This window comes from Geodermatophilus sp. SYSU D00766, assembly GCF_054049915.1.
The window spans coordinates 33,392-45,697 of the sequence record NZ_JBJGYI010000039.1; the positions used below are offsets into that span (position 1 = coordinate 33,392).

10 protein-coding genes are annotated in these 12,306 nt (G+C 75.5%); 1 reads left to right on the plus strand and 9 read right to left on the minus strand.

Translation table 11 applies throughout. The features are described from left to right. Positions 1-35: 35 nt before the first annotated feature. From ACI8AD_RS21020 to ppk2, 6 genes are all read right to left on the minus strand, one after another. The gene (locus ACI8AD_RS21020; RefSeq protein ID WP_456872475.1) at positions 36-1,076 is read right to left on the minus strand and encodes an alcohol dehydrogenase catalytic domain-containing protein; all 1,041 of its coding nucleotides are present in this window, start codon (positions 1,074-1,076) and stop codon (positions 36-38) included. A 54-nt stretch (positions 1,077-1,130) separates the two neighbouring features. Next, a complete protein-coding gene (locus ACI8AD_RS21025; RefSeq protein WP_456872476.1) occupies positions 1,131-2,171 on the minus strand; it encodes a patatin-like phospholipase family protein in 1,041 nt (346 codons plus the stop codon). Between the two features lie 73 nt (positions 2,172-2,244). After that, the gene (locus ACI8AD_RS21030) at positions 2,245-2,718 is read right to left on the minus strand and encodes a DUF7144 family membrane protein (RefSeq protein WP_456872477.1); all 474 of its coding nucleotides are present in this window, start codon (positions 2,716-2,718) and stop codon (positions 2,245-2,247) included. A gap of 74 nt (positions 2,719-2,792) precedes the next feature. After that, complete coding sequence (locus tag ACI8AD_RS21035) at positions 2,793-3,290, minus strand: NUDIX domain-containing protein (protein WP_456872478.1); 498 nt, start codon at positions 3,288-3,290, stop codon at positions 2,793-2,795. 152 nt (positions 3,291-3,442) lie between these two features. Further along, positions 3,443-6,247, minus strand: coding sequence for a cation-translocating P-type ATPase (locus ACI8AD_RS21040; RefSeq protein ID WP_456872479.1), 2,805 nt, complete (start codon positions 6,245-6,247; stop codon positions 3,443-3,445). A 57-nt stretch (positions 6,248-6,304) separates the two neighbouring features. Beyond that, positions 6,305-7,159 (minus strand): polyphosphate kinase 2, encoded by an 855-nt coding sequence (ppk2, locus tag ACI8AD_RS21045; protein WP_456872480.1) that lies wholly within the window; start codon positions 7,157-7,159, stop codon positions 6,305-6,307. A gap of 243 nt (positions 7,160-7,402) precedes the next feature. Between ppk2 and ACI8AD_RS21050 the strand changes: the two genes are divergently transcribed. Next, complete coding sequence (locus tag ACI8AD_RS21050) at positions 7,403-9,004, plus strand: MFS transporter (protein WP_456872481.1); 1,602 nt, start codon at positions 7,403-7,405, stop codon at positions 9,002-9,004. A gap of 35 nt (positions 9,005-9,039) precedes the next feature. Here the strand turns inward: ACI8AD_RS21050 and ACI8AD_RS21055 are convergent, their stop codons facing one another. The 3 genes from ACI8AD_RS21055 to ACI8AD_RS21065 are packed head-to-tail and all read right to left on the minus strand — an operon-like array spanning position 9,040 to position 12,076. Further along, positions 9,040-10,104, minus strand: coding sequence for a YeiH family protein (locus tag ACI8AD_RS21055; RefSeq protein ID WP_456872482.1), 1,065 nt, complete (start codon positions 10,102-10,104; stop codon positions 9,040-9,042). Further along, positions 10,101-10,721 carry an RBBP9/YdeN family alpha/beta hydrolase gene (locus tag ACI8AD_RS21060; RefSeq protein ID WP_456872483.1) on the minus strand — a complete coding sequence of 207 codons (621 nt, stop codon included), beginning with the start codon at positions 10,719-10,721 and terminating at the stop codon, positions 10,101-10,103. Before ACI8AD_RS21060 ends, ACI8AD_RS21055 begins: the two co-directional genes overlap by 4 nt. Next, positions 10,718-12,076, minus strand: coding sequence for an MFS transporter (locus ACI8AD_RS21065; RefSeq protein WP_456872484.1), 1,359 nt, complete (start codon positions 12,074-12,076; stop codon positions 10,718-10,720). The genes ACI8AD_RS21060 and ACI8AD_RS21065 overlap by 4 nt, the downstream gene beginning before the upstream one ends. Positions 12,077-12,306: the final 230 nt, after the last annotated feature.

Consider the following 12,306-nt stretch of genomic DNA (forward strand, 5'->3'; position numbering starts at 1 on the left):
TGCCAGCGGCACCCCGACGGCGCCGCCGGGAGGCGTCAGCGGGACGGGTCGACGATCGTCATGCCGGCCACCGGTGCGCGGTCGAACGCCGGCAGGAGCGCCGCCGCCTCCTCGAGCCCGATGGTGCGCTCCACCAGCCGCTGGGGCTGCAGCGCGCCCTGCTCGACGAGCCGCACCATGCCGGGGTAGTCGGCCGCCGCCATCCCGTGGCTGCCCAGCACGTCGAGCTCCCAGCCGATGACCCGCTCCATCGGCACCCGCGGGTGACCACCGACGGGGGGCAGCAACCCGACCTGCACGTGCCGACCCCGACGGCGGAGGCCGAGGACCGCGGCGGCGCAGGTCTGCTCGCTGCCCACCGCGTCGACGGCGACGTGGCTGCCACCGCCGGTCAGGTCCGCGACGGCGGCCGGGACGTCGGCGCCGTCGGCACGGACCACGTGCTCGGCGCCGAGGGCGGAGGCGACGGCGAGGGCCTCGGGGTTGCGGTCCACCGCGACCACCCGACCGCCCAGCGCGCGGGCGATCATCACGGCGCTCAGCCCGACACCCCCGGCCCCCACCACGGTGACCCACTCCCCCGCGGTGAGCCGGGCGCGGGCCACCAGGGCGCGGTAGGCCGTGGCGAACCGGCAGCCGAGGCTCGCCGCAGCGGTGAGGTCGACCTGCTCGGGGACGGCGACCAGGTTCGCGTCCGCGGCGTGCAGCGCCACGTACTCGGCGAAGGACCCCCAGTGGGTGAAGCCCGGCTGCTGCTGGTCGGGACACACCTGGGCCTCACCGGCCCGGCACCACTCGCACCGGCCGCAGCCGCACACGAAGGGGACGGTGACCCGGTCGCCGACCCGCCAGCGGCCCACCCCCGCACCGAGCTCCGCGACCACGCCGGCGAGCTCGTGCCCCGGGACGTGCGGCCACGCGACGCCGTCGTCGTGCCCGGCCCAGGCGTGCCAGTCGCTGCGGCACAGCCCCGTGGCCACCACCCGCACCACCACGCCGCCGGGCGGTGCCACCGGGTCGGCCACCTGCCGGACCTCGGGCCGGGCCCGGACACCGTCGACGACGAGGGCACGCATCCCGGCATGGTGTCAGCCGCCGGCCGGCCGGGGCGCGCCCGGCACCGACCCACGTCAGGCCACGCCGTCGACGTCGCCGCACCGGACGGAGGCCGCCGCACCCGGGAGCAGCTGCGCCGTCGTCGTCCGCACCGCGGTCCGGAAGACCCGGCGGTGCCGGCCGGCGTCCATCCAGTCGGTGCCCATCGCCGCGAGGTCCTCGGGCGTCGGCGCCAGGACGCGGACGCTCGTCCCGGCCTCGATCAGCCGCCACACCTCCCAGCGCAGCCGCTGGGACAGCAGCGGGCGGCGCCAGTGCCCGAGCCGGGCGGTGGTGGACGACCGGGGAGCAGAGGCGGGCGGGGCCATCGGTGCGACGACCAGCACCTCGTCGAGGCCCTCCCCGGCCAGCAGGTCGGCGTTCGTGACGGAGACCGCGCCGCCGTCGACGTACCGGCGGCCCCCGATGGGCCGGGGCGGGAACCGGCCGGGCACCGAGCAGGAGGCCATGACCGCCTCCGCCGGTGTCGTCACCGGCTCACCCGGCGCCCCGAAGGCCACCCGCTGCCCGGAGTCGAAGTCCATCGCCACCAGCCAGGTGCGGGGACGGACGGGCCAGCCGCGGTCTCCCCAGAACCCGCCGACCAGCTCCCCCACCGGCGCGAGGTCCCCCCGGCCCCGGGGTGCGAGCGCCGCCGCCGCGGTCCGCACGGGCCGGCGGCCGGGCTGCCCCAGGGTCCGCGCCGCCAGCCGCAGGTTGCCCGGGAGGGGCACCGGCCGGGGGATGTCGCCGAGCGTGGCGCGCACCCGGCCCGACACCTCCGGCGGGACGGGGGCGGTGCCGTCGAGCGGGGACCCGTCGTCGGGGAACAGCCCGAGCATCTCGGAGGTCGGCACGCCGGCGGCGACGAGCACGGCGACCAGCGACCCGGCCGAGGTGCCCACGACGACGTCCGCCTCCGTCACCGGGAACGTCCCGGTCGCCTCCAGCGCGCACAGCGCGCCCGCGGCCCAGGCGCCGCCGACGGCACCACCCGCACCGATGACGAGGCCGCGGCGCCGGGTGCCCCGGCGGGGGACGGAGGCCGGGGCAGGGCCGGCGGGGCGGTGTTCCATGCCGCGAGGGTCGACCGGAGGGCGACCGCCGCGCCTCACCACCGGTGGGTGAACGCGGCCCGTGCCGGTCGCGTCAGGCGAGGGACTCCTCGATGTCCCGGCCGTGGACCAGCAGTCCGTAGATGACGAGGACGTCGAGGGCGAGGACGAGGATCGACGACGCCGGGTAGGCGCTCATGTAGGTGAACTGGGCGAGGGCGTTGATCCCGGCCAGGACGACCGTGCTCAGCCGGACCGCGCGCGTCGGCCGGGTGACCAGCAGGACGCCGAGGGCGAAGAGGGCCACCCCGAGGACGAGGTGCACCCAGCCCCAGACGGTGAGGTCCCAGACGAGCACGCGCCCGGTGCGGGTCACCGAGTAGTACGAGTCGTCGTAGATGGCGATGAGGCCGCTGATGGCGGTGGCGAAGCCGCTGAGCATCGCCATCGCGCCGGCGAACCACGCGACACCGACCCAGCCGGGACCGGTGGAGGTGCCGACCGGGGGCGGCCGCGTCGCGAAGGTGCCGGTGTCCGTCCGCGGGCCCGAGGGGGAACTGGTGGTCATGCGGCCCATCGTCGGGACCGGGGCCGCCGGCGCCTCACCCCGCGCGGGCGATCGCGCGCCGACGGCCGGGGACCTCAGCGCAGGACCGGCGGCTCTCCGACCGCGACCGCCTGCGCCACCCAGGCGCGCACCGGCGGTTCCATCGGCAGGCCCGGGATCTCCGCGACGGGGACCCACGCGGCGTCGCTGGTCTCGTGCCGGTCCCCGTGTGGCACCCCGCCGAGGTGGCGAGCCCGGAACAGCAGCGCGAACGGCTGGTGCACGTCGCCGTCCGCCGAGCGGACCACGTGCCCCGGATCGCTGAACAGGCCGGCGAACCCGGTGACCTCGACCCGGACACCGGCCTCCTCGGCGGTCTCGCGCACCGCGGCCTCGGCGGCGCTCTCGCCGACGTCGACGTGCCCGCCCGGCAGCTCCCAGGCGCCGCTGTCGCAGCGCCGCACGAGGAGCAGGGCGCCGTCGTGCCGGCGCACCGCGACGAAGACCGAGGGGACGACCCGGGTCGCCGCCGGGGCCAGGGGATCGTGGAAGTACACCTGCCGCGTCACTGCTGCGCGGTCGGTCGTGGTCATGGCGGTGCCCGTCTGCGTGGTCCGGAGCCTGCTCCGGACCAGCCTGCCGCGCCCGGGCGTCGCCGGCATCCTGCGCGCGGGGTGAGCCGGCGACACCCCCTGGTGCGGCCCGCCTCACCTCCGGCAGCGACGGCGCGGTCGGGGCCCACCGCTCACCGCGCACCACCGTCCGACGCCCCGGCGACGGCCGGGGCCTCCCACGCCGGGACCCGGCGCTGGTGCCGGAGCTGGAGGACCTTGTCGACGGCGACGACCGTCGGTGCGAGGAGGGAGAGGCCGAGCACGACCAGCCACTGCCCGCCGCTGAGGGACGTGGTGTCCAGCAGCCGCTGCAGCATGCCGAGCTCCACGGCGGCCCACGTCAGCACCCAGCCCAGGACGATCCACCCGAGGTAGGGGAACACCGGGGAGGACCAGGGCGCCTGCCGCTCGCGGCGCATCACCAGGCCGATGTTGACCGCGGACAGCGAGACGACGGCGAAGGTCATCGTCATGGCGACCGAGGGCTGCGTGGTGCTCGGCTCGCCCGGTCCCCACTGCAGCACCGACAGGGCGGTGGCGGCGACGACGAACCCGAAGACGAGCCAGCGGACGATCCACGGCCGGGTGACGATCCTCGTGCCGGGCCGGCGCGGCGGCCGCTGCATCACCCCGGGGTCCGGCACGTCGACGATGAAGCCGATGACCACGGTGATCACCACGAAGAACTTGCAGAAGAGCAGCTGGAGCGGGAACAGCGCGACGCCGCTGTTGATGTTCAGCACGGTGGCGAACACCATCAGCTGCAGCACCGACGACAGGACGGTGAGCTGCATCCGGATGTAGGTCGAGATCCGCCGGTAGATGTCGCGGCCCAGGTCGACGGCCTTGACCAGGGTGGCGAAGTTGTCGTCGGTCAGGACGATCTTCGCCGCCTCCTTGGACACCTCCGACCCGCTGCCCATGGCGACGCCGACGTCGGCCTGCTTGAGCGCCGCCGCGTCGTTGACGGCGTCCCCGGTCATCGCGACGACCTGGCCGTCCTGCTGCATGAGCTTGGCCAGCCGCAGCTTGTCCTCGGGAGCCACCCGCCCGAACACGTGCAGGCGGGGCAGCCGGCGCAGCACCTCGTCGTCGGACAGGTGCTGCAGCTCGGTGCCGGTGACCACACCCGGCCCGAGGCCCAGCTCGTCGGCGATCGCCCGGGCGGTCACGGTGTGGTCGCCGGTGATCATCCGCACGTCGATCCCGGCCCGCAGGGCGACGTGCACCGCGTCCCGGGCCTCGGTGCGCAGGGGGTCCACGATCCCCACGAGCGCGATGAGGACGAGGTCGGTGACCGCGGCCATGGGGTCGGTCAGCGCCGCTGTCATCGCGGCGTCGTCGAGGTCCCGGGCGGCGAAGGCGAGGACCCGCAGCCCGCGCTCGGACAGCTGCCGGTTGGCGGCCAGGATCTCCTCCCGCACGGCGGCGACGGGGACGACCTCGCCGTGCCAGAGCGCGGTGGCGCAGCGCTGCAGGACCACGTCCGGGGCGCCCTTGACGCTGGCGAAGTGCGGCTGGGTGAGGATCCCGCCGGCCAGCGCCTCGGGGCGGTCGTGGAACGTCGCCATGAACTTGTACTCGGAGTCGAACGGCACCTCCGCCCGGCGCGGCAGCGACTCGCGGGTCCGGGCGGCGTCGGCGCCCATCTTGGCGGCGAGCACCACGAACGCCGCCTCGGTGGGGTCCCCGATGACCGAGCCGTCGTCGCCGACGGTGGCGTCGGTGCAGAGGATCAGGCCCAGCGCCAGGCGGTGGAAGTCGGGGGGCCTGCCCCCGGCCACGCCCAGGATGGCGCCGGTCTTCTGGTAGCCCGGGCCCTCGATCGTGTACCAGTCGCCGCCCGCCAGCATCGTGGTGGCGGTCATGGCGTTCATCGTCAGCGTGCCGGTCTTGTCCGAGTTGATGACCGTGGTCCCGCCCAGCGTCTCCACGTCCGACAGCGACTTGACCACCGCCTTCGCCTCGGCGAGCCGGCGCGCCCCGGACGACAGCATGGCCTGGACGAACGTCGGCAGCCCCGTCGGGATGGAGGCGATCGCCGTCGAGATGCACAGCAGCACCAGCGTCGTGGTGTCCATCCCCCGGACCAGGCCGAAGGCGGCGATGACGGCGACCGCCACGAAGGCGAGCGCGCCGAACACCTTCGTCATGCCGTCGAGCTCGCGCTGCAGGGGGGACCGGGTGCGCTCGGTGGCGGTGACCATCCCGGCGATCTGGCCCATCTGGGTCGCGGCGCCGGTGCCGGTCACGACGAACACCGCCGTGCCGCGGGTGACCTGGGTGTTCTGGAACACCAGGTTGGTGCGGTCGCCCAGCGCGACCTCGTCCCCGGGCAGGGTGCCGGGGTCCTTGGGCACCGGGGCGCTCTCCCCGGTCAGCGCCGCCTCCTGCACCTCGAGGGTGGCCGCGGAGACGATCCGCCCGTCGGCCGGGACCACGTCGCCGGCCTCCAGCAGCACGATGTCGCCCGGCACCAGCTGGGTCGAGTCGAGCTGCTCGACCCCGCCGGACCTGCGCACCCGGGCGTGCGGCACCTGCAGCTTGGCCAGCGCCTCCACGCTGGACCGGGCCTTGAGCTCCTGGTTGGTGCCCATCACGACGTTGAACAGCACCAGGCCCAGCACCACCAGCGCGGTGGCGATCTGGACGATCGCGAAGCTGGCCCCGACCACCAGCAGCAGCATGACGTTCATCGGGTTGGCCAGCTGGCCCCGGGCCACGGCCCACGTGCTCGGTGGCGGCTGCTCGGGCAGCTCGTTCGGCCCGTACTCGGCCAGCCGCCGCTCCGCCTCGGCGGCGGCCAGCCCCTCGTCCGCGTCGACCCCCAGCTGCGCCGCCACGTCCAGCGCCGGCAGCGCGTACGGGGCGAGGTTCTCGACGGGGTGTTGCGCGATGACCATGTCGGCTCCCCAGGTGCGCTGCACCCGCGCCACGGCGGGCGGGGTGGTCTACGAGTCGTGCCGTCGTCGTGGCGGGCCCTCCCCGGCCGGTCAGAACGGCGCGGGGATCGTCCGGGCGTGGAGATCCGGCTCCGCGTAGCCGTCGGCCCGCTGCCGTTCGGGCAGCCTGACGTCGCGGAGGGCGAGCGGTTCGTACGGGACCTGGCCGAGCAGGTGGCTGATGATGTTCAGCCGTCCCCGCCGCTTGTCGTCGGTCCGGGCGACGAACCACGGCGCCCACGCGGTGTCGGTGGCGGCGAACATGGCGTCGCGGGCGCGCGAGTAGTCGTACCAGCGGCTGTAGGACCGCAGGTCCATGTCCGAGAGCTTCCAGACCTTGCGCGGGTCCTGCACACGGCTCATCAGCCGCCGCGTCTGCTCCTCGGAGCTGACCTCCAGCCAGTACTTGAGCAGGTGGATCCCGGCGTCGGTCATCGCGCGCTCGAACTCCGGCGTCATGGCCAGGAACCGCGCGGTCTCCTCCGGCGTGCAGAAACCCATCACCGGCTCCACGCCGGCGCGGTTGTACCAGCTGCGGTCGAAGACCACGACCTCCCCCGCGGCCGGGAGGTGCGGGACGTAGCGCTGCATGTACATCTGCGATCTCTCGCGCTCGGTCGGCGCGGGCAGGGCGACCACCCGGAACACCCGCGGGCTGACCCGCTCGGTGATCCGCTTGATCGTCCCGCCCTTGCCGGCGGTGTCCCGCCCCTCGAACACGACGCAGACCTTGGCCCCCGTCCTCCTGACCCACTCCTGCATGGCCACGAGCTCGCCGTGCAGCCGCCGCATCTCCGCCTCGTAGTCCCTGCGCTTGAGCCGTGCCGGCGGGTCGGTGCCGACGTCCCCGGCCGGGACCGGGGACGACGGGGCACCCCTCGGGTGCTTCCTGTCCTTCTTGGCCACGAGTCCCACCCCCCAGGCGCTGCGACGGGCCGGGGCGGGCCCGTCGGTGCTCGGTCTCCGTCGCCTGAGGGCGAACCCACGCGAACGTCCGTCCCTCTCGATCATGGAGGGCGGACACGCGCAGGCATCCTCCGAGGCGGATGGTTCGCCGTCGGACACCGCTGGGCACCCGACCGCGCCGGCGACGGGCGATCACCACGACGGGATGAGGCCCTCCGGAGCCGTCCCGCCCACGCTGGCGCGATGGCGACCGACCGCGCGGACCCGCCCTCCCCGCCGCGGGCGGCGGGCAACCGTCTGCTCGCCCTGCTGCTGGCCATGGCGATGTTCGTGCTCGTCGTGGACACGTCCCTGATGAACGTCTCGATCTCGGCGGTCGTGGCGGACCTGGACACCACCGTCTCGGGGGTGCAGTCCGCGATCGCGCTGGAGGCGCTGGTGTCGGCCGCGTTCATCCTGATCGGCGGGAAGGTCGGCGACCTGTTCGGCCGCAAGCGGGCCTACGTGCTCGGCCTGCTCGGCTACGCCGTCGGGGCCGTGGCCATGACGCTGGCCCAGGACCTCGTCGCGATCATCGTGTTCTGGGCGCTGGTCGGCGGACTCGGCGCGTCCCTGCTGCTGCCGGCCATGCAGTCGCTCATCCACGGCAACTTCGACGGCGCGGCCCGCACGAGGGTCTACGCCCTCGTCGGCGCCGCGGCGGCGATCGCGGCGGCGGTCGGCCCCCTGCTCGGGGGCTTCATCACGACGTTCCTGTCCTGGCGGGTCGGCTTCCTCCTCGAGGCCGTGATCATCGCGGTGGTGCTCTCGGGCATCCGGCTGGTGCGCGATGTGCCCTTCACCGGGCCGCGGCACGTCGACCCCGTCGGCTCGCTGCTGTCGGTGCTCGGCATGGGCGGCATCGTGCTGAGCATCCTGCTCTGGCAGGAGGGCGGCGAGTACGTGGGCGCGGTGCTGGCAGTGGGCTTGGTCGCCATGGGCGGGCTGGTCTGGTGGCTGCGGCGGCGCAGCCGCTCCGGGCGGCCCACGCTCCTCGACCCGGGGCTGTTCGCATCCCCGTACTTCAGGCTGGGGGTCTCCCAGCAGCTGCTCCAGCAGATCGCCCTCGGTGGCACCATGATCGTGCTGCCCATCTACCTGCAGATGGTGCTGGAGTACGACGCGCTGGGCGCGGGCCTGTCCATCGCGCCGTTGTCGCTGAGCATGTTCGGCATCGCCCTGCTCGCCGGCCGGCGGGCGGGCCGGCGGCGCCCGGCGACGATCGTCCGCTGGGGGTTCGCGTTGCTGACGGCCGGGCTCCTGGTGCTGCTCCCGCTGGTCCCCCGGGCCGACTCCGGCTGGTACCTGCTGGTGCCGCTGGTGATCGCGGGCTCGGGGCTGGGCCTGCTGGTCTCGCAGCTGAACAACTACACCCTGAGCCCGGTCTCCGACGAGCGGGTGAGCGAGGCCGCCGGCGTGAACTCCGCCGCGGGGTCGTTCGGCCTGTCCTTCGGGCTGGCCTTCGCCGGGGCGGTCATGCTCGCCGCGCTCTCCGTCGCCTTCACCAGCCGCGCCGAGGACAGCGACGTGCTGTCGGCGGCCGAGCAGCAGCGGGTCGCCGAGGTGCTGGAGGAGGACGCGCAGCTGCTGAGCACCACCGGCCTCGAGGAGCTGCTCGCCGACCAGCCCGCGACGACCCGCGAGGAGATCGTCCGCATCAACACCGAGACCCGGCCGCTGGCGCTGCAGATCGCCCTGCTCATCCCCGTCGCCGCGGGCCTGCTGGGGCTGGCCAACTCCTTCCGGATGTCCCGGCTGCCCGACCCCACCCCGTCGGGCTCGGCCGAGGGCGTGGTCCTGGGCTGAGGTCCCGGGCGTGACACCGCGCCGGCCGGGCGGGGTCAGGCCCCGAGCAGCAGGACCCCGGCCAGGGCGGTGCCGGCCAGGAAGACGGTCGACGCCGCCGACACCGCGAGCACCGGGCCGCCGCCCCGCAGCAGTGACCGCAGCCGCACCCCGGCGCCCATCCCGAACAGCGCGGCGGCGAGGGCGGTCACCTGCACCTGGGAGATCGCTGCCAGCGCACCCGCCGGGACCGCGCCGGTGCTGCGCAGCGCCACGCAGGCGACGAAGCCGACGACGAACAGCGGGACCAGTGGCGGGCGCCTCGCGCCGGCCTGCCCGCCGTCCCTGGTGAGCCGGCGGACGGTGCTGACCACCGCCACGACCGGCGCGAGCAGCAGCACGCGGGTCAGCTTGACGACGACGGCGACGCCCACCACGGCGGCGCTGCCGGCGCCCGCGGCGGCGACCACCTGGCCGACCTCCTGGATGCTCGCGCCGGCCCAGGTGCCGAACTGCTCGGCGCTGAGGCCCAGCGGGTGCCACAGCAGCGGCAGCGCGACCATGGCCACCGTCCCGAAGAGCGTGACCATCGCGATCCCGACGGCGACGTCCTCGTCGTCGGCGCCCGCGGTCTCCTCCATCGCCGCGATCGCCGACGCCCCGCAGATGGCGAAGCCGGTGCCGATGAGCAGGCTGCGGGCGCGGCCGAGTCCCAGACGGCCGGCCAGCCACGTGGTGAGGACGAGGGTCAGCACGAGGGTCACCGCCACCAGGGCCACCGTGCCGAGCCCGAGCGCGGCGATGGAGCCGAACGACACGGCGAAGCCCAGCAGGACGATCCCGATCCGCAGCAGGCGCCGGGTCAGCCGGCCGAGGGCCGCCCGGGCCGCCGACGGCAGCAGGCCGGTGTTGCCGGCGACCACGCCGAGCGCGACCGCCCAGGTGAGGACGCCGACCGCCGGCACGAGGCGGTGCGCGACGACGGCGGCGGCGAGTCCGAGCGCGGCGGCCAGCAGGCCCGGCCACCGGCGGGGCGACGCTGCCCCGCCGGCGACCGGACCCCCCGCACGCTCCCCGCCGGCGGCCGGGACGACCGCGGCCGGGGGGCGGACGGCGGTCACGCCGGCACGAGGTCGAGCGCCCGCCGGAGGCCGGCCCCGTCCGCGTCGCGCTCGACCGTGCCGGCACGGAGCCGCTCGACCAGCTCCGCCGCCTCCGGCCCGTGCCCGGAGCCGGAGGCCGGCTCCAGGTGGCCGACGGCGCCCAGATCGTGCACCTGGCTCCCCCACGCCGACGCGAGGGCGGCCACCCGGACGGGGTTGCCGAGCGGGTCGTCGCTGCTCACCGCGACGATGCTGGGGAACGGCAGCGGCCGTCGCGGGACGGGCAGCCAGCCGCAGGCCCGCAGCCGGGCGATCGGGGGGTACCCCGGGGGGAGCTCCGTGGCGAGGGCCGGCGGGGTGGCCAGCAGGGCACCGACCACGCCCCGGGTGTCGTACCGGGCGGCCCAGTGCACCGCGACCAGGGCACCGGCGCCGTGGGCGACGAGCACCACCGGGCCCGGCACCTGGGCGACGACCCGGTCGAGCACGATCACCCGCGCCCGCAGGCTCGCGTTCGTCCGGCCCAGCGGCGGGACGGTCCGCGCCCCGGGCACCGAGGCGGCCAGCCGCGTCTGCCAGTGGTCCTCGTCGTGCCCGCGCAGCCCCGGGACGCAGACGACGGTCGCCGGGCTCACCGGGACACCGCCGAGGTGCCGACCGTGGCAGCACCCGGGGTGCCGGCCGTGGCACCGACGCGGGCGAGGCTGCGCGGGTAGGCCCGCCGGCCCAGGACCAGCGCCACCAGCGCGCCGACCGCGGCCAGCGGCACCAGCGCCATGGCGCTCTGCAGGCCGAGCCGGTCGGCCAGGATGCCGGTGACGACCGGCCCGGCGGCCAGGCCGAGCAGGTTGTTGGCGAGCGTGAGCGTCCCGAACGCGGTCGCCCGGATCGACTCGTGGGTCAGGTTGGCCACCATCGCACCGGCCGGGCCGGTGGTGCCGGCGGCGAAGAAGACGCCGACGGCCAGCAGCAGCAGCTGCGGCGCACCCGGTGCCATCGCGAAGCCCGCGCCCAGGCAGACCAGCGACACCAGCGAGTACACGATCGCCGTCGTCCACTTGCGGACGGCCACGTGCCGGCTCAGCCGGTCGGTGACCCAGCCGCAGACGATCATCCCGACGCCCATGAACAGGATGGCCACGGCGGCCAGCGCGGCCGCCCGGTCGGGGGCCAGCCCGTAGGCGCGGTTGAGGTAGCTGGGCAGCCACGCGAACAGCGAGCCGGCGATGAACAGCTGCAGTCCGCTGCCGAGGTAGGCGAGGACCACCGAAGAGGTGCTGAACAGCGTGCGCAGGGGGACGCGCCCGCCCCGCACGGAGACCGGCTCGCCCACGGCGGCGTCATCGACCCGGAACCGGTCGAGCGTGCGGTCACTGACCAGCAGACGGAAGAGCAGGACCAGGACGAACCCGAGGACGGCCATCGCGCCGAAGGACCAGCGCCAGCCGAGCTGGACGGCGAGGGCACCGCCCAGGGCGACGCCGAGCACCGAGCCGAACGAGCCACCGGCCATGAACGCGCCGGTGAAGGAGGCGCGCCGGGTGGCCGGGAAGACGGCGAGGACGACGGCGAGGCCGACGCTGCCGTAGGCGGCCTCGCCCACGCCGATGAACAGGCGGGCGAGCATGAGCTGCTCGTAGTTGGCCGCGACCGCCGACCCGGCGGTCGCCAGGCTCCACACGACGGCCATGAGCACGATCGCCCGGACCCTGCCCCAGCGGTCGCCGAGCAGGGAGAGCGGGACGGCCAGCAGCCCGACGGTCAGCGCGACGACACCGGTGAGGGCGCCGAGCTGCGTGTCGCTGAGCGCCCACTCCAGCTTGAGGAAGGGGAAGACCGCCGCGAGGACCTGCCGGGACATGTAGTCCGACAGGAGCAGCGCGAAGGTGAGGGTGAAGACCACCCAGGGGAAGACCCGGCGGGCCCTCCGGGAGGGCTGCGGGTCGACGACGGTGACGTCGACCCTGCCCTCGGTGACCAGTGATGCCATGACGACGCTCCGGTGCGCGTTCCGATGTCGGGGTCCGGGGCCCCGTCCGGGAACGGGCGGACCGGGAGGGGTCGACCTCGAACACGCCGTTCGCAGTCGACGGGGTGGGGGGGGGGGGGGGGGGGGGGGGGGGGGGGGGGGGGGGGGGGGGGGGGGGGGGGGGGGGGGGGGGGGGGGGGGGGGTGGGGGGGGGGGCGGGGGGGGGGGGGGGGGGGGGGGTGGGGGTGGGG

Excerpts from the sequence above, each read along its gene's own strand:
- ACI8AD_RS21020 (WP_456872475.1), bottom strand. The coding sequence starts at position 1,076 with ATGCGTGCCCTCGTCGTCGACGGTGTCCGGGCCCGGCCCGAGGTCCGG.
- ACI8AD_RS21025 (WP_456872476.1), bottom strand. The coding sequence starts at position 2,171 with ATGGAACACCGCCCCGCCGGCCCTGCCCCGGCCTCCGTCCCCCGCCGG.
- ACI8AD_RS21030 (WP_456872477.1), bottom strand. The coding sequence starts at position 2,718 with ATGACCACCAGTTCCCCCTCGGGCCCGCGGACGGACACCGGCACCTTC.
- ACI8AD_RS21035 (WP_456872478.1), bottom strand. The coding sequence starts at position 3,290 with ATGACCACGACCGACCGCGCAGCAGTGACGCGGCAGGTGTACTTCCAC.
- ACI8AD_RS21050 (WP_456872481.1), top strand. The coding sequence starts at position 7,403 with ATGGCGACCGACCGCGCGGACCCGCCCTCCCCGCCGCGGGCGGCGGGC.
- ACI8AD_RS21065 (WP_456872484.1), bottom strand. The coding sequence starts at position 12,076 with ATGGCATCACTGGTCACCGAGGGCAGGGTCGACGTCACCGTCGTCGAC.